General features: G+C 42.6%; 11 protein-coding genes. 7 read left to right on the forward strand and 4 right to left on the reverse strand.

The annotated features are described in order from the left end of the window. Positions 1 to 75: 75 nt before the first annotated feature. Together tssD and HMPREF0666_RS18465 are read right to left on the reverse strand one after the other, a co-directional pair. Positions 76 to 474 carry a type VI secretion system tube protein TssD gene (tssD, locus tag HMPREF0666_RS11065; RefSeq protein WP_004384141.1) on the reverse strand — a complete coding sequence of 133 codons (399 nt, stop codon included), beginning with the start codon at positions 472 to 474 and terminating at the stop codon, positions 76 to 78. A gap of 853 nt (positions 475 to 1,327) precedes the next feature. Then, the gene (locus HMPREF0666_RS18465) at positions 1,328 to 1,453 is read right to left on the reverse strand and encodes a hypothetical protein (protein WP_255346428.1); all 126 of its coding nucleotides are present in this window, start codon (positions 1,451 to 1,453) and stop codon (positions 1,328 to 1,330) included. Between the two features lie 349 nt (positions 1,454 to 1,802). On the opposite strand from HMPREF0666_RS18465, the gene HMPREF0666_RS11075 reads away from it, so the two are divergent. The 3 genes from HMPREF0666_RS11075 (at position 1,803) to rnc (ending at position 4,444) form a co-directional block, all read left to right on the forward strand. After that, on the forward strand, positions 1,803 to 2,039 hold the full coding sequence (locus tag HMPREF0666_RS11075; protein ID WP_004358972.1) for an acyl carrier protein: 237 nt from the start codon (positions 1,803 to 1,805) through the stop codon (positions 2,037 to 2,039). 88 nt (positions 2,040 to 2,127) lie between these two features. Beyond that, positions 2,128 to 3,390 carry a beta-ketoacyl-ACP synthase II gene (fabF, locus tag HMPREF0666_RS11080; protein WP_009012437.1) on the forward strand — a complete coding sequence of 421 codons (1,263 nt, stop codon included), beginning with the start codon at positions 2,128 to 2,130 and terminating at the stop codon, positions 3,388 to 3,390. Then, entirely contained in the window at positions 3,380 to 4,444 is a 1,065-nt protein-coding gene (gene rnc, locus HMPREF0666_RS11085; RefSeq protein ID WP_009012438.1) for a ribonuclease III, read from the forward strand. The genes fabF and rnc overlap by 11 nt, the downstream gene beginning before the upstream one ends. A 339-nt stretch (positions 4,445 to 4,783) precedes the next feature. Here rnc and HMPREF0666_RS11090 read toward each other — a convergent pair whose 3' ends face one another. Both HMPREF0666_RS11090 and HMPREF0666_RS11095 read right to left on the reverse strand, forming a co-directional pair. Continuing rightward, on the reverse strand, positions 4,784 to 6,382 hold the full coding sequence (locus HMPREF0666_RS11090) for a DUF6377 domain-containing protein (protein WP_009012439.1): 1,599 nt from the start codon (positions 6,380 to 6,382) through the stop codon (positions 4,784 to 4,786). A gap of 174 nt (positions 6,383 to 6,556) precedes the next feature. Continuing rightward, positions 6,557 to 9,460, reverse strand: coding sequence for a right-handed parallel beta-helix repeat-containing protein (locus HMPREF0666_RS11095; RefSeq protein ID WP_083822545.1), 2,904 nt, complete (start codon positions 9,458 to 9,460; stop codon positions 6,557 to 6,559). 1,188 nt (positions 9,461 to 10,648) lie between these two features. Here HMPREF0666_RS11095 and HMPREF0666_RS11100 point away from each other — a divergent pair. The 4 genes from HMPREF0666_RS11100 to HMPREF0666_RS11115 all read left to right on the forward strand — a co-directional run bounded on the left by HMPREF0666_RS11100 (position 10,649) and on the right by HMPREF0666_RS11115 (position 17,112). Further along, positions 10,649 to 11,155 (forward strand): DUF5004 domain-containing protein, encoded by a 507-nt coding sequence (locus tag HMPREF0666_RS11100; RefSeq protein WP_009012441.1) that lies wholly within the window; start codon positions 10,649 to 10,651, stop codon positions 11,153 to 11,155. A 137-nt stretch (positions 11,156 to 11,292) separates the two neighbouring features. After that, positions 11,293 to 12,513, forward strand: a complete 1,221-nt coding sequence (locus tag HMPREF0666_RS11105; RefSeq protein ID WP_009012442.1) for a hypothetical protein — start codon at positions 11,293 to 11,295, stop codon at positions 12,511 to 12,513. 59 nt (positions 12,514 to 12,572) lie between these two features. Continuing rightward, positions 12,573 to 15,509 carry a TonB-dependent receptor gene (locus HMPREF0666_RS11110; RefSeq protein WP_009012443.1) on the forward strand — a complete coding sequence of 979 codons (2,937 nt, stop codon included), beginning with the start codon at positions 12,573 to 12,575 and terminating at the stop codon, positions 15,507 to 15,509. A 40-nt stretch (positions 15,510 to 15,549) separates the two neighbouring features. Further along, positions 15,550 to 17,112: a RagB/SusD family nutrient uptake outer membrane protein gene (locus HMPREF0666_RS11115; protein WP_009012444.1), complete on the forward strand. Its 1,563-nt coding sequence runs from the start codon at positions 15,550 to 15,552 to the stop codon at positions 17,110 to 17,112. Positions 17,113 to 17,555: the final 443 nt, after the last annotated feature.

The following is a 17,555-nucleotide window of genomic DNA, read 5'->3' on the forward strand; positions in this document are numbered from 1 at the left end:
GCGATGAGACCTAAATAGAAAGCTAAAGGACCATGTCAAGCACGTAGCCCGACACAGTCCTTAAGTTTCTTAGACCTATGAACGAGGCCAGCGGTTATCGAGCTCGGCATTACCCACGGTGATATTCTCAGCAGAGAAGGTCATCGCGATGGTCATCGGCGCCTCGTTGTTTACGTCGAGTGTCTCCTTGTAGTGAACGATGTAAGCATTCTTGAAAGAAATCTCCTTCATCTTAGCATCCTCCTCACTCTTCTTGTAAACAATCTTACCCTCAACAGGTTTGAACTGACTATTGAGCATAGCCTCGATAGTAGAAGTGTCATCAGTAGACTCGATAGTGACGCTGATACGGCCACCAGAGATACTTGATGCAGGCTGACCCTTCTTGTCAGTCGTACGACTGAACTCGTAGTTAGAATAGAGTACGTCGTACTCCTTGCCACCTAATTCCAATGTTGCTCTAAATGAACTCATGATAGATAATTTTATAGTAGTTAGAAAAATAAGAAAACGAGGTCATCTTAATTTCCCTCACGTATGAGAAACAAAAAAGAGAAAACCCCTAACAACGTTTTGAAGTCTCCTCTGCGTGTGGCTGTAAAACAGTCTTGCTCTTTGGAAGAAGAGGAAGATTTGCAATCTGTTGTCATTTTCGTTGTCAAAAGTAATCATATAATTTCATAAAAGCAATTGATACAACACAAAATAACAAAGGTTTAATATCTTATACACATTCAAAGCCATATTTATTCTGGTTCTTCCATTAAATGCGTAGATGCTTTTCGTACAGCTTTAACAGAAGACCCAAAATAATTCATCAAACAAAAACATGGGCAAGGCAGTCAACTGTCCATTCTATCATCACCTTCCGATGCAAAACAACCTTTTCATTTTAATACGTTCAAAATACAGACAAGAGTTTGAAAAGTCATTACATAATTTCAGACTTATCATCTGCAAATATAAAAAACAAATGCAAAAATGTAAGTTTATAACCAGCAGCCAATCAACTGGTTATCAAGTCATTCTTAAAAGGTGCTTAATTGGACTTCAAAAGGGCGTTAGTAACACGCTAAAAGAGCATCTATTGCACGGTAATCAGGCGTCTTTAAGAAGCCAGAAGAGTATGTGTCAGTTTTGAACTGCGTAAAAATATTTACAGACACCGATGTTATGGTAATAATTTGTATGTATAGGCAGAAAGACATGCTAATGAACAGACACAGTATCAATTTGCCTTTTCTGCATCTTATCTTATAGTTTATCTTCCGATGTAAGACCATGTGATTTTGGACAGGCATACCTTGCAAGTGCATAAGCCTTTGTTCTATTTCCAATCTACGCATTTAACGGAAGTACCATAGAATTGACAAACAATCTCCATTGCTCCACACACTGATGGTGCCTCCTTGCCTACCAGTGCTTTGTTTTGATATCCCTCCGTACTCTCCATTTCTCTGTGTAACATTTCGTCAGAGACCTAAAGTTTAGGCTGATCATTATCACTCCAAAAGTCTGAAGCCCTTGATTTTGTCTTTATAATAATCAAGGTGTACCAGTTTATAAAACTAATTCAGCTAAAATCTGAGGCATAAATAAAGTTTAGAATAATACTATATAATTGTTTGATTTACCGCATTATAATGTGATAAAACGTATAAAAAGATGCACAAATATATATGATTTGTGCAATAGAGAGTGCTTTTTTAATCAAAAAACTTGCATACATGGAAAAAAACAGTTCCTTTGCAACCGCATTTTGAATTTGGAAATCAATATTAAACAATTTAAAACTTACAATTATGTCAGAAATTGAATCAAAAGTAAAGGCTATTATCGTAGAGAAACTTGGTGTTGACGAGGCTGAGGTAAAACCAGAGGCAAGCTTCACAAACGACCTCGGTGCTGATTCTTTGGATACAGTAGAGCTCATCATGGAGTTCGAGAAGGAGTTCGGTATTTCTATTCCAGACGATAAGGCTGAGAAGATCTCTACAGTAGGCGACGCTATCTCTTACATCGAGGAGAACGCTAAGTAAGGTTTACTCAAGATAAAAGAACCAAGCAAAGCGTCTATTCCTTTGCTTGGCTTTTTTTTACTTTACTTTTTTATTTTATATTTCACACATGGAATTAAAAAGAGTAGTTGTAACAGGTCTTGGTGCTGTTACTCCATTGGGTAACACTCCTGAGGAGACTTGGAAGAATATGCTTGCAGGCAAGAGTGGTGCTGCTCCTATTACATATTTCGATACAAGCTTATTCAAGACAAAGTTTGCTTGCGAGGTAAAAGACCTTAACATCAATGATTATATTGATCGTAAGGAGACTCGTAAGCTTGATCGTTACACTCAGTTAGCAATGGTTAGTGCCATTCAGGGTGTTAAGGATGCCAACTTTGACATGGAGAAGATTGATAAGAACCGTGTAGGTGTTATCTATGGTGTAGGTATTGGTGGTATCAAGACCTTCGAAGATGAGGTGACTTATTATGCACAGCATCCTGAGAATGGTCCTAAGTTCAATCCATTCTTCATCCCTAAGATGATTGCTGACATTGCTTCAGGCCAGATTAGTATTCAGTTTGGCTTCCACGGTCCAAACTACACTACAACCTCAGCTTGTGCTTCTTCAACCAACGCTTTGGCTGCAGCATTCAACCAGATTCGTCTTGGTAAGGCTGACATCATTGTTAGTGGTGGTGCCGAGGCAGCCATCTGCGCTTGCGGTGTAGGTGGTTTCAATGCCATGCACGCCCTTTCAACACGCAATGATGATCCACAGCACGCATCACGTCCATTCTCAGCAAGCCGCGACGGTTTCGTAATGGGTGAGGGTGCTGGCTGTCTTATCCTTGAAGAGTTAGAGCATGCAAAGGCTCGTGGAGCTAAGATTTACGCAGAGATGGTTGGTGAAGGCGAGTCAGCTGACGCCCATCATATCACAGCTTCTCACCCAGAGGGTCTTGGTGCTAAGCTTGTTATGAAGGCAGCACTTGCAGATGCTGGTATGAAGCCAGAGGACATTGACTATATCAACGTTCACGGTACATCAACTCCTGTAGGTGATATTTCAGAGGCAAAGGCCATCAAGGATTTGTTTGGTGAGGCTGCTTACAAGTTGAATATCTCTTCTACAAAGAGTATGACAGGTCACCTTCTTGGTGCAGCTGGTGCTGTAGAGGCTTTAGCTTGCGTAATGGCTGTTAAGGATGACATCATTCCTCCTACCATCAACCATGAAGATGATGACAAGGATCCAGAATTGGATTATAACTTGAACTTTACGTTCAACAAGGCTCAGAAGCGTGAGGTACGTGCTGCGCTCAGCAACACCTTCGGTTTTGGTGGCCACAATGCTTGTGTCATATTCAAGAAGTATGCTGAATAAGATTATCGATAGAATAAAGCTCCCTTTCCGTAAGGAGAAGGAGCTTTATTTGTCTTTGTATCAAATCATCGGCATTATCCCCCACGATATCAGTTATTATAAGACTGCACTCTTACACAAGAGCGTAGCGCGTCGTAACGAGAAAGGCAAGCCAGTAAACAATGAACGGCTTGAGTTCCTTGGTGATGCTATACTGGACGCCATTGTTGGTGACATTGTTTACGAGCATTTCCCTGGGAAGCGCGAAGGTTTCTTAACGAACACCCGTTCTAAATTAGTACAACGCGATACGCTGAATCGTCTGGCAAAGGAGATGGGAATCGGTCAGTTGATACTCTCTAACGGCCACACATCTTCGCATAACAGTTATCTTGGTGGTAATGCTTTCGAAGCACTTGTTGGTGCGCTCTATCTTGACCACGGCTATAATGCTTGCATGAAGTTTATGAAGCAGCAGGTTCTTGGTAAGCTTATCAATATTGATAAGGTAGCTTACAAGGAGGTAAACTTCAAGTCTAAGCTCATCGAATGGAGCCAGAAGAACAAGGTTAAGATGGAGTTCAAGCTGATTGAAAACCAGAAAGACAAACAAGGGAGTCCTACTTTCCATTTCCAAGTGATTATGGAGGATATCCCATGTGGGGAAGGTCATGGTTATTCTAAGAAGGAAAGTCAACAAGAGGCATCCAAGCTCACCCTACAACGACTTCGTCGGGAACCTCAGTTCATAGACGAGATATTTGTAGCAAAGGCCAACCGTACAAAGATGGAAGAGGAACCTGTCCTCAATGTTCCAGAGACCTCTCAAGACATGAACTTTATCGTTGGTTCTGAAGTAGATGTCGAGAAACACGAGAATCCTTTCCATACAGAGGTGTTTGATGAGAAGTCATCGGCTGCTGATGAGAAGAAGGTAGAGCAGACGGAGGCTTCGGAGAAGACGAAAGAAGGGGATAACACCGATACTTTCGACCTCTCAGACATTTCTCATTCAAAGGATATTGACCGCGAGGCTATCATTGCTGCGGCTGAAGAAGAGGCCTTTGATGCCTAAAATACTGTTTTAACACAATAAGAACAGGCGTTTATAGCTGGTTATAAGTAGACTACTATTATTCCGTAGTCATTTACTTATCATCACCTATAAACGCTTGTTTGTTTTCTTTCCTTTGATGGCCTTCATTCGATGGCATACAAGCCTATACAACACCTTGCATCCAATACGTTTACTACAAAGCCTTAACACAATTGATAAGAAGCCTTAGCTTGCTTAAAGAAGAGCCTTAACACGATTGTTGAAAAGCCTTAGCTCAATTAATGAAAAGCCTTAGCACGATTGGAGTTTACGAACACTAACGCACATTCGGGGCCTCATCACACATAAAGAGTACCCCTAATTAATCTCCATTATATAGCGTTCAAACTTATCATTATCAACGTTTGAGCGGTTCTTAACACGTGTCTTATAAGTGTTAATGGTATGTACAGAATAGTTTAAGAACGATGCAATACGTTCAGAATCAGTAATACCTAATCGGATAAGGGCAAAGATACGCATCTCTGTCGTGAGCTGTCTCTTCTCAACAGGTCTTTGGTCGGGTTCGTCAAAGAGTTTGTTGTAGTTCTCTATGAATTGTGGGAAGAGTTTTAAGAAAGTCTCATCAAAATCAATAAACATTGATTTCCTCTCTTCTCCTAATTCACTTTCTTTCAACGAGGAACGTAGGTCATCAAATCGTTTCATCGATATCTTACGATCGATAGAACGGTAGAGCTTCTCCACTTTATTAATGTATTCCGAATTAATATAGAACGACCTACCAATGTATTCATCTTTGATTTTATTCACCTCCTCCAACTGTTCGTTCTTAGCCTCTAACTGTTGGTTACGCCGTGCGATAAGTGCTTGTGCCTTCTTCAGCTTTATCATCTGTTTACGGATGAACCATCCTGCCATCAACAGACCAATAAGAAAGAGGATGAAGACGACTGCTGCGATGGCTATGGCATTGCGTTGCGCCTGCATTATCTTGTATCTATCTTGTTCGATGATGGGCAACACACTACTAACCTCTATCACTCGTTGGCGTGCGCCATAGAAGTTTGCATTCGAAAGCGACTCTCTGACATACTCGGTTGCATGTTGTATGTCACCTTCCCTATAAAGTAGTTTAGCCAAGGTACATAGTGCTGTGGTCTCTCTTACAACCCCTTCGTTATCATAGATAGCCGCCTGTGCAAGATAGTCCATGGCTTGGTCGTTCTCTTTTAGGAAGAGATAAATCCATCCAATACAAGAGGTAACAATCGCCTTATGGTGCAGGTCTACTCTTCTTCCTTGTAGAAACTGCTTGAAAGTATCGAGTGATGCCTCATATTTCCGTTCCTTCATCTGTCTCATTCCTATGGCATAGAGTCGCTCAGCCGACCCCTTAGGGAGATAATGAAGCAAGGAGTCCGTATAAACGCCAGCCTGCTTCACATACTGACTCTGGTAAGGTTCGGTGCGAGTATAGTCTGACACGTCATAATAGAGGCGTGATGCCATTGTGAAGTAAAGCTTTCTTACGTTGGCGCTTGTCCCTTCGATGTGGATAGAATGTAGTTCGTTAAAGGCCTCAGAATACAGTCCTGCAGACAACAGACAGAAGACTAAGTCGCAGCGTGCCTCTACTTCATAGTTAGGGTTTTGCAGTCTGTGAGCCTCAGCGAGCAGGTGATTGGCATAGACGTAGGCCGAGTCATATTGATAGGATGAATATTCGTTGAAGAGTTGTCGGTTAATATCAAATCTGTCAGCCCTTGGAGTCGTTTTCAAACGTTGTTTCAATCGTTTGATATTCTCAAGTTTTTCATGCTCATATACCTTCTTTTTCTCTAAACTTTGGTCGAGTTGGTATAGTCGCTTCTCCCATTCTCCATTGTTTGCAACGCCAAGCAAGGGAATAAGCAGGAATAGAAATGACAGGTATAACTTCATAAGCGTATTCATCTGAGGTATTGTTAATTGACAATCAGAAGGTTTCCTTCCTTCTAATCTACCTGCAAAAATAAAACAATTATTAATAACTACAAAAAAATATCGACCGTAACTTTCTTACGGCCGATACTTTTATCTTTTATAGGAAAGTGTGTTTCCTACTCTTTCCCATGATTAGTTCTGCTATTACCTTACGATGATCTTCTTTCCATTGTGGATATAAAGCCCTGGCTTAAGGTTCTCTTTTGTTGTGGCCACCTTGTTTCCTTGGAGGTCATAGTAGGCACCTTCCGCCTCTGTCCTACCCTTCACACCATCAATAGCATTGGCTTGGTTAAGGTTATTCAAGTCGTCTGGCGAACTGACTTCACTTGCTGAGAAGAATCTGACAGCTCCCAATGGGATCTTCAACTCAATACTCTTCTTATTTGCATCATCGCTGCCATTCACCTCGTCTCTATAGTCGTGCGTGTCATTTACCCATGCTGTGAGGGTATGAACACCGTTTGTTGCCGTCCAAGTGCTCTTTCCGTTCGTACCACCAGTTGCTGAAAGCGTTATCTTCTGATGTGACTTCAAACCGCCATAGTGCTTATCGTTCCATGTGATAACACTCGTGTTACCATCAATCTGGAACTGAACACCGAGCTTTGTACCTGCTGGTACGTCTCTGTCACCAGCGTTGACAATCGTCGCTGTGAAGCGTACTTCATCACCAGGGTTAATGGTTTTCTTGTCGAAGGCAACCTTTGTTACAACGAGGTCATAGCCTCCTGTCACAGGAGTATAGTCGCCATCGTCCTCATTCTCAGCTACATTAAATTTCTTCTCACGATTGTTGTTGTCTCTTGTTAACTCATCTGTCAGTCGGTTACGATAGTCGGCTTCTGCCTTTACCACGTGTCCACCGGCTACTGCCTTCCATGCTGTCTGTGTCGTAAGGATAATAGTCTGCTTTGCCTTCAAGCCTTTTTTATAACTTGTTGTGACGAAGCTCTCCTGTCCATCGACAGTCACCTTCACGCCAAGATTGACCCCTGCAGGAATGTCAACATTACTTACGTTCGTAAGAGCAAACTTAAAGGTAACAGCATCTCCCTCCTTCAGTGAGGTGCTACCATCGGTATTCTCCCATCGTAAACCCTGTAGATCGACGTCATATCCTTTGATTCCTTCTAACGGATTGACGATTCCTCCCTGCTGACTGGTGTCTGCCTCTGGGAAATCAGGAACTTTATACGTAGCGTCACTTAGGTATTCATAACCGATAGCTGCCGCACGTGCCTTGTTATTATCTGTCCATACAGGCCATGTCTGGTTGTTCTTTATCTTGTCTTCGCCGACGTTTGCAATCTTAATACCATTGCTAAACTTCACACCATCGACGTCCAAACGGATAGCACCAGTAGAGTGTTCCCATGTAGAATACTTTGTTGTCTGTCCTGCAAGGGATGCACCAAGAATCTCTGTGTTCTTAAATTCAATGCCTGATGGGCCTGACATGACACGGATAGCATCGAAAGGTGAGTCATAGATCTTGGTGTTGTTGAAGACTACATTGCGTACACCACCTTTGATATCAATGGCAGCTAAGTCTTCATGCCAGCTGTCATCGTTAGTACCACAACGCACGAGTATGTTGTTGTCTAAGCTAATCTTCTGTGTGTTCGTGTACTTTGGACCAGAGAATACATCATTCAGATGAATACCTGAAGCCATGAACATGTCAGCAAGATAGTTGTTATAGATTTTATGACCATCACCGCCATAGAGGGCAATACCGCCTGCACGCCAGATAAGCTCTATGGTATTGTAAGCGAAGGTGTTGTTCTTTTCGTCTACCGCCCCCATCGTATGATCGTTCCACATTGCCAAACCGTCATCGCCATTGTTGCGAACACTACAGTTATAAACCGTTGCATTAGATGTTCCTTGGCAGAAGTTCACTCCGTCAGCAAAGTTATTACGGATACGACAGTCTACTATCTTCAGTCCATTGCTGTAATCCACAGCACCATTATAGTCGCCTATCCAGAAGCCACACTCAAAGTGGTCTTCCCATACATGATGGATAACACTACCGTCTTTGAAGACATCCATGAAGCATTTATACACTGCTTGCTGGTTGTGTCGACTCCTTAGATTGGAGTTAAGGTATAGGTTACAGATTTCAACATTACTACAATAGCCATCTCTACCGTGTGAGCCATTACCACCCGAAATACCTCCTCCGAATGGGTTAGGGTTCGTAAACTTAAGGTTAGTGTACCACATACCAGCGCCAGTAATTGTTACGTCGGAGGCAAAGATATACCAGATGCTACTCAATTCGAAGGTTCCTGCAGGGATATAAAGTATCTTTGACCCTGCATCTGCATCTTTCAATGCTTCTTCAAAAGCCTTGAGATAATCATTCCCTTTGACATACTTGCGGTATTTGGCGTCTGTTACGTTCACCGCACCAGCAGGACATTCTATCTCGTCTGGCACTACCTCAGTCTCTATGAAGTCTACTCCATAGTCATAACCATTGGCCCCAGAACTCTGAATACGGATTCTATCGCCTGCACGAAGGGCTTTATTCAGAAGGAAATGGGTCTCATCAAAGGCAAAACAAGCCGTTCCTCCGTCATTTTTATCAGCTGGATTACCACCAGCAAAGTACTGATACATATAATAAGACGTCAGCTTGACTGTCTGCACCTTCTTATCATTTACATAGACATCCAACGAACCATTCAGCCCCATCCCGTCAGGAGAATCAGGCATAGTAAAGCGTAATGTGACGCCATTAGCGTCTCCTCTCATTGTCCATTCGGCGTAAGCACCATTCGTTGGGAGGTCAACATACGACTGACGGGAAGCCTGCGAAGCAATGTTCTTACGGTCCCATGTAGGCGAGGTCTTCAATGTTGCGCCTCCTCCCAGTGCTGCTGTCTCTGAGTCGTAACGTGTGTAAGGCATCAAAGCACCCACTCGTCCCTTGGCATCAGCCGATGGTATCTTCCACTCGTCGGCCTTCGAAGCCTTTGACACCATTGTACAAGACAATAGAAGTGTCAGTGCGATTAATAACTTTTTCTTCATCATATCACTTGATTTAGTTCTTGTTTAATAAGGTCTTAAGGTTAGACTTTACGCTAACAAAAATAGAGTTTTCATACTACAATATGAAGTTAAAAAAGCCAATTCTAAGTGTTTACGCATCACGAAGAGTCTATACTACTGATAATCAACGTATTAAACGAATATTAATTGAACTTAATACAAAGATTATCTTACGTCAAGAAGACACTTAACAAGGGTTTTTACCTTCATTCTCATCAAATAACAAGCTTATATTATATGACGTACACATTTTTCACAAACAATCTGTAAACCAGCTTCTTATATTGGTGTGCATCTTTATCTACCGTTCATATTCTTTATATTTGTCATTGACAATCATCTAAACCACTTGCCATCCATGTATTTTTTTGTAATTTCGCTAACCGAAAACAAGTCTATCAGCTTCGTTTTCGACTATAGAAACAGATTGTTTGGTTTCTTATTCAGTGGAATGAAGAGCTTCATATAATAATAATACGGATTAGGTTTAGTTTATTTAGGAGTGTGAACTTCGTTATAATATTTGGTATATATATTTGTTATTTGGGTAATTTAAGTAATATAGAATTAATTAAACTCATTTTATAAGTTAATTCAAGAGTGTGGAGTCTGTCGTGAGATAGGCTCTATATTTTTATCCTCTCCACTGCTGTTCGGCTTTCTCTTCACTCCTAACAAGCCTCGTCTGATATGTCATTCGACCTTCTTTTTATTCTTATTCATTGCTCAACACGATAGTCATAGACGCTTGTTAAGCTATTCAAAAATGTGCACAAACGATTTCTTTTCATGAAGAGAAATATTTTTTTTCACGAGTGGAAATATTTTTTTTCATGAAAATAATTATTTTTTTCATGAAAATAATTCCGTAGTAGACCGCTGTGGGATGAATATCAACGTCAACAGAAAGACGTAAAATCGACTGTTTTTTTGATTGAAAAGGCTCAATTACATGCTAAACAAGGCTGAAAACTGTAATATTAGAGTTATATCATTATAATTAAAGGGCAACAGATAAGAACTGATTTTCAGTCATTTGCATTTTCACATCACCCTTTTATGTTTATACAATTGGTAGTTTTCTTTACTTATTGGAATTTGATAGCTAACTTTGCCAATAGAGAATGAAATTATAAAACAACTATTCAATAACTAAAAACAAGATTCACTATGAGAACAATCACAGGTAATTTGTTCGCTATTGGACTACTTTTTTCTACGGCAATGGCGTTCACGGGATGTTCTACAGTTGATGACGGAAGTTACACAGCACCGATAACACTGAGCGAGAAGATTAGTGGTAAGTGGGTGGTTAACTCTGTTATGCAGACTGATGAAGCGAATGCTCGCACAAAGACATTGACTGATTTGCTCGACTTTGACACGTTTGTCATCAATCTAAACCAAGATGAAGCTGGCAACCCATCGACCTTCACGGTGGAAGGAAGTGCACCGATGCTGTTGCCAACAAGTGGTACATGGAAGATGGACTATAACTTCACTAAGAGCGACAACACGCCAAGTCGACTCCTTCTCAACGATGGAAAGGCTGAGACAGCACTCACTGTAACGGCCGTACCGGGTAATACGAAGACGTTGGAATACCGTTTGACACGTAAGACAAATGGGCAGCCTTTTGTCTCCTACACTTACAATCTGACTCAGGCAGTAAAGTAAATACGGAGGCTGGAGGTTATCTGTTCTTGTGCTTTTGAGCTGACAGCTATTACAAAAGATAGACTTTTGTAGGCCCAAGCACTAAGTTACATCGACTCGACATAACTTCCTGTCTCACCTAAAATAACAGAATCAATATGAAGAAAATATTATTTGCATTGATGTGCTTGTTCCCCTTGGCATTGTTTGCTGATGGTGTAGAACTACCGAAGGCACCAAAGTGCTGGACAGTTCCTGCTGTCTTCACGGCTGATGAAGAGGTTACTTTCTACTACGATATGACCGATGTAGGATTTCAAGAGGGAGTCGACCTCTATCTATGGGCATGGCAACCGACTGAACCAGACGCTGGTCATGGCGGTAATTCGTCTGACTTTGCGAAGTTGGAATACGTTGGTAACAACATCTATAAGAAGACTATGGTACCGACACAATACTTCAACAGTGATGTGTCTAAGTTTGAAGATGATGCATGGCCAGGCTTTTGGCAGCGTTTGAAGACGAAAGATGGTAGTATGTGGTCGGGTGTTTTCGCAGCTCCTGACAGCCGTTCTGAGTTCAAGGAGTTTAAGAAATCGGGTGATGGAATCCGTTTCTTCAGTGGCAAGAAAGATAAGGGTTTCACCGATAAGTTCACCTTAGACGAGCCGTTGACGGTAGTTTTCAATCCTGATGTATATAAGTTAGGTGAGAAGACATTGACAGAATTGGCAAAAGATGCCGACTTCGTTGAGTTTGCTGCACACTCAGGTTTGAACGATTGGACCGTACAACAGACCTTGGATGTATGGCGTCCTGCAGTGTTGGCAAAGACAGGTTTGAAGAAACTTTCTAATGGTTTGTACGTTTGGAATGTAGGTGTTCCAAGTGAATACTATGCTTATAACCCACAAGATGCAGGTCAGGCAGACAAGCCAACCATCCTTGCTGACCCCGATGAAAAGGCAGCTTTTCAGCTTGAAAACATGACTTATCTTATCATAAAGGTCATAAAGGATGCTGCAGGAGCTAACCAGTGGGGTGTGAATAGTGGTGACCAAAAGCAGAAGGCTGGTACGGCTACTCCTTATCCAGACCCTGTTTTCTCTTATTTCCCAACACGTCTAAGCAGTAAGGACATCCTTACCTTGACGCGTGAATACAATGAGCGTACGGCTGGTGACTTGAAATATACTATCGTGGCAGGTACAAAGACGATTACTGGTACTATGCCTGGCGTGCGCGATAAGCGTGAGGCAACACTCGACTTGAACAAGGAGTTGCAGGGTGTGGAAGCTTCTGAGCTGAAGGTAACAGTAAAGGATCAGCACGATAAGACGGTTGTCACATCAACAATACCGCTCGTTGTGGCTGATTAATAACGGAAGAGGAGAGAATGATTCCTCGTCTTATTCAATCCATAAAAGCATTAAAATCTATGAAACTAACAATAAAAAATAAACTATCGGGACTCATCCTCTTTGCGTTGATGATGTTCTGTAGTCAGGTATCAGCACAGGACTTCACTGCTACTGGTACGGTATCTGATAGCGGTCATGAGCCACTTATTGGCGCTTCGGTAAGTGTTGTAGGCGGTAAGGTGGGTGCTATCACTGATATTGATGGTAATTTCACTATTCAGTGTAGGCCAGGTGATATGCTTGAAGTTACTTATGTGGGCTATACAAGTCGTAAGGTGCAAGCAGGAAAAGGTCTGAAAATCGTGATGGAAGAGGATGCCAAGACACTTGATGAGGTGACTATCGTGGGCGTTGGATACGGTAAGATGCGCAAGAGCGACCTTACGGGTGCCATTGCCTCAGTCAATTCAAAGGATATGAAACAGGGTGTTATCACCTCTACTGAGCAGTTGTTGCAGGGTAAGGTGGCTGGTCTTTCTATCGTACAAAGCTCTGGAGCTGTTGAGTCAGGTGCTTCTATCCGTCTTCGTGGTGGTACGTCTTTGTCGGCAAGTAATGGTCCGTTGGTTGTTGTAGATGGTATTCCAGGTGTTGATATCAACTCTGTACAACCTTCAGAGATTGTCAGCATGGATATTCTCAAGGACGCCTCTGCTGCGGCTATCTATGGTTCTCGTGGTGCAAATGGTGTTATCATCATCACTACCAATCGTCAAGGCTCAGACACTGAGGTGAATACTGTTCAGTATAATGGCTATGTTGCCTTAGCTTCTGCAGCCAAAACACTCGACTTACTATCGGCAAATCAGTGGCGTAGTTATGTTCGTTCAACAGGTAATATGAGTGCGTTAGACTTCGGAGCAAGCACCGACTGGCAGAAAGAACTTATGCGTATGGCTATCTCTCATGGGCATAATATCAACTTCTCATCGTCTAAGAAGAACCATGGATACCGTGCCAGCTTCACTTATAACAACAATCAAGGAGTCATAAAGAACAATACTATGAACCGACTTGCTGGTTCTCTCTCTGCTTATCAGACTGGAATGAATGGTCGTTTACGCTTGGATGAGGGCATCAACACCAACTTTGACAGTTGGCATCCAGTCGATAACCGTATCTTTGAACGTATGACTAACCTTCAACCAACCTTCCCTGTCTATAATCAAGATGGCAGCTATGCTCAATTCAATGGTACAAACACAGAGAATCCAGTTGAGTTAAACAACAACAGAACCGAAGACCGTAAGCGTCATCGCTTCTTAGGCTACTTGAAGGCAGAGCTTTCTCTCCTCGAAGGATTGGTTGCTACGGTCAATACATCATACGAATTCAACTCTGTTAAGTCGGGCTTATACAAGCCTACTTATGCTCGAATGGAGGGACAGAGTGAGCATGGATGGGGTCAAAGAATCTATGATGACTATACAAATAAGCAGTTAGAGCTTTACTTAACATACGATAAAAAGTTCGCAGACATCCACCATTTGAATCTTATGGGTGGTTATTCTTACCTCGATAACACCTATGAAGGCTTCAGTTCAACACGCTCAGGCTTCGATTCTGATGCTTTCGGATATAACAACTTAGGTGCAGGGACAGACCACAGACAGGGAGATGTGGGTTCTTATAAGGGTGAATCAAAGCTCATTTCGTTCTTTGGTCGTGTGAACTACAGCCTGATGGACCGCTATATGCTTACTGCTACGCTGCGTAATGATGGTTCTTCTCGCTTCGGTCAGCACCATAAGTGGGGCGTATTCCCTTCTCTTTCTTTGGCTTGGCGTATCTCTGAAGAGCCTTTCATGGCTTCAACACGTGAGTGGCTCGACAACTTAAAGCTTCGTGCAGGCTTCGGTGTGACTGGTAATCAGAATGGTATTGGCGAATATAAGTCGCTCTCTATCCTCTCTGCAGCAGGTTCTGCCTACTACGATGGGACTACAGGAACATGGAAGAACTCCTACACACAGATTCAAAACCCTAACCCTGACCTCAAATGGGAGTCAACAGCACAGTGGAACCTTGGTGTTGATTTCTCTCTATACAATAGATTGAATGGTACGTTAGAACTTTACTATAAGAAGACTTCCGACCTCCTTTGGACTTATCCAGTGCCACAACCTCCATACCTTGTGGGTACGATGTTGGCGAATGTTGGTGACTTAGTAAACAAGGGATTTGAGCTTACTTTGGGTTATAAAGCAGTCCGCACGAAGGATTGGACACTTGATGCTAACCTCTCTCTTGCCTACAACCATCAGGAAATTACGAAGCTTTCTAACGACCAATATCAGGCAGTTGGACTTCAAGCAGGTCCTCTGCATAGTGTTCGTGGTATGTCAAACACCTACGCACAGGTCATCAAAGAGGGCTTTCCTGCAGGTGCCTTCTGGGGTCCTCATTGCACAGGAATATCAGACGATGGCAAGTATATGCTTGAGAAAGACGAGAATGGAAAGGTGAAGGAAGGCTATTTAGGTTCAGCAATGCCTAAGTGGAACCTTGGTCTTTCACTCAATGCAACATGGCATGACTTCGATGCAAGCGTAGCTGCATACGGTATGTTTGGACAGAAGGTACTGAATGTTAGCCGCATGGTGATGTATGACCCAACACGCTTCCCATCACAAAACACCCTCGACGACTTCATGAAGAGCGGTATTACTGATAATCCAACTTTCTCTGATTACTTCATAGAGAATGGTGATTTCTTCCGTCTACAGTCTATCACTTTGGGTTATTTTGTTCCGATGAATGCAGTGAAGAAGATGGGTCTTAGTCGTCTACGTTTCTATGTGACAGGCGAAAACCTCTTCTGTATTACAGGCTATAAGGGTATCGATCCAGAAGTAAGCGTACCAGACAACGTACTGAACTCACCTGGTATTGACTTCTTCAACAGTTACCCACGACCACGCACTTTCTCATTGGGTGTGAACATTGGCTTCTAATCTTACCGTAATCTTCAACATTAATAAGAACATAATTATTATGAAACGATTGAATATTAACATATCAAACATCCTTCCCACACGGAAGGCTTGGTTAGGAGTAGGACTGCTCTTGGCGTTGGCTTCCTGTACTGACCTTAACGAGCAACTCTACGATAAGGTGTCGCAGGATGACTATGGCAAGACTTCTTCTGAGGTAGCAACCATCGTTGGAGGTGCTTACGCTACTCTCCGAGGCTATGGTTCAGGTACTCCTGAGGGCGCAGGTATCATCTGTTATCCTACTTGTGAGTATGTATTCTTCACACAGGAGTGCTCAAGTGATGAGGCATGTATCCCAACCCGTGGTACAGACTGGTATGATGGCGGTCGCTATCAGCAGTTCCAACGCCACAACTGGGATGCTAAGAACTCTGGTATCCTCTCTGTATGGCGATATAACTTCACTGGTGTTTCAAAGGTGAATGCCATTATCTATCAAGTAGAACAGAGTGGACTGACCACAGAGGATAAGCAGAAAGTGGAGGCAGAGTTGCGTGGCTTGCGTGCTTACTACTATTACAACCTACTCGACTGCTTTGGGAATGTACCAGTAGTGACCGACTTCACACAGAAAGAACTCCCAACGAATACTCCGCGTAAGGATGTCTTTGCTTTCATTGAGAAGGAACTTAAGGAGATTATCCCACTCTTGCCTTCTGGCATTACCTACGGTCGTTTTACCCAGAACGTAGCCAATACGCTCTTGGCACGACTCTATCTTAATGCCGAGGTGTTTACTGGTACGGCTCGTTGGCAGGATTGTCTTGATGCTTGTAATAAGGTTCAAGGCTATTCGCTGACGCCTAATTATAAGGCAAGTTTCGCTATTCAGAACGAAAAGTCGCCTGAAATCATCTTCTCTATACCGTATGATCATAAGCAGGGAACAGTTGGTAACTACCTTGCAAGTATGACCTACCACTATAACCAGAAGTTGGCTTTCGACCCAGCTGGCGTTTATCAGTGGTGTGGTAACGGTATCTGTGCTCAACCGGGGCTCTATTCTTCGTTCGACGCAAGGGATGTTCGACGCCAGAGTCTGCTCATCGGTCAGCAATACAGTGCTAAGGATGGTTCTGAAGTACTGATGGATGATGGCTCACCGTTGAACTACACAGAGGAAATAGACAACTTTACCGATGCTGCAAAGAATGCTGGTGCACGTCTGAACAAGTACGAATGGAGTGCTAATGACTCTTGGGAGCGTGACAACGACTGGGTACTAATGCGCTATGCGGAGATTTTGATGATGCAAGCAGAGTGTAACTTCCGTTTAGGTTACACCCCTACAGCACTCACTTATATCAATCAGATTCGTAAGCGTGCAGGCCTCGACGACCTCACAACGCTCACCCTCGACGACCTTGACAACGAATGGAAGCATGAGTTTGTATTTGAGAATCTACGTCGAACAACCAACATCCGCTTCGGAACTTACTTCAAACCGTGGTGGGAAAAGCCTGCCGATCCTGCCGACAAGCACACGGGTATCTATCCAATTCCACAAGAGGAGTTGAGTAAAAATCCTAACTTAAAGCAGAATCCAGGCTATGAGAATTAATCTTTGATGGGTTTTGTGTTATGAAGATGCCCAATGGTACGGTAGGGACTGATGGTCCATACAGTTGCCATTGGGTATTGAGGGCTTTAATCAGTAGGGCTTTAACGGATTGAAAAAGACCGCTAAGTGACACAAGAACAGCCTCCTCCATGATGGAACAACCCACGTAATATCACATTAATAACATGACTTTCCTCTATAGGGTAGCTGTCTGACGCGAATTATTTTCATGAAAAAAAATATTTCTCATCGTGAAAAAAAATATTTCCTTTCATGAAAAAAAATATTTTTCTTCATGAAAATAATTCAAGCGAGATGACGTTTTACACTGTCGAAGTGCTTTTTCACGGCATTTAAAGTTTATCTTTGTACTTACGAAAGGGCATCTTTTGCACAGCGGTAGCACGTAGCGTGGCAGCATCAATAGGACAGATAAGACTCTG

The sequence above is a fragment of the Prevotella sp. C561 genome (assembly GCF_000224595.1).
GTDB lineage: Bacteria > Bacteroidota > Bacteroidia > Bacteroidales > Bacteroidaceae > Prevotella > Prevotella jejuni.

Coding starts and splice junctions, on each gene's coding strand:
- tssD (WP_004384141.1), bottom strand. CDS start 474: ATGAGTTCATTTAGAGCAACATTGGAATTAGGTGGCAAGGAGTACGAC.
- HMPREF0666_RS18465 (WP_255346428.1), bottom strand. CDS start 1,453: ATGGAGAGTACGGAGGGATATCAAAACAAAGCACTGGTAGGCAAGGAG.
- HMPREF0666_RS11075 (WP_004358972.1), top strand. CDS start 1,803: ATGTCAGAAATTGAATCAAAAGTAAAGGCTATTATCGTAGAGAAACTT.
- fabF (WP_009012437.1), top strand. CDS start 2,128: ATGGAATTAAAAAGAGTAGTTGTAACAGGTCTTGGTGCTGTTACTCCA.
- rnc (WP_009012438.1), top strand. CDS start 3,380: ATGCTGAATAAGATTATCGATAGAATAAAGCTCCCTTTCCGTAAGGAG.
- HMPREF0666_RS11090 (WP_009012439.1), bottom strand. CDS start 6,382: ATGAATACGCTTATGAAGTTATACCTGTCATTTCTATTCCTGCTTATT.
- HMPREF0666_RS11095 (WP_083822545.1), bottom strand. CDS start 9,460: ATGATGAAGAAAAAGTTATTAATCGCACTGACACTTCTATTGTCTTGT.
- HMPREF0666_RS11100 (WP_009012441.1), top strand. CDS start 10,649: ATGAGAACAATCACAGGTAATTTGTTCGCTATTGGACTACTTTTTTCT.
- HMPREF0666_RS11105 (WP_009012442.1), top strand. CDS start 11,293: ATGAAGAAAATATTATTTGCATTGATGTGCTTGTTCCCCTTGGCATTG.
- HMPREF0666_RS11110 (WP_009012443.1), top strand. CDS start 12,573: ATGAAACTAACAATAAAAAATAAACTATCGGGACTCATCCTCTTTGCG.
- HMPREF0666_RS11115 (WP_009012444.1), top strand. CDS start 15,550: ATGAAACGATTGAATATTAACATATCAAACATCCTTCCCACACGGAAG.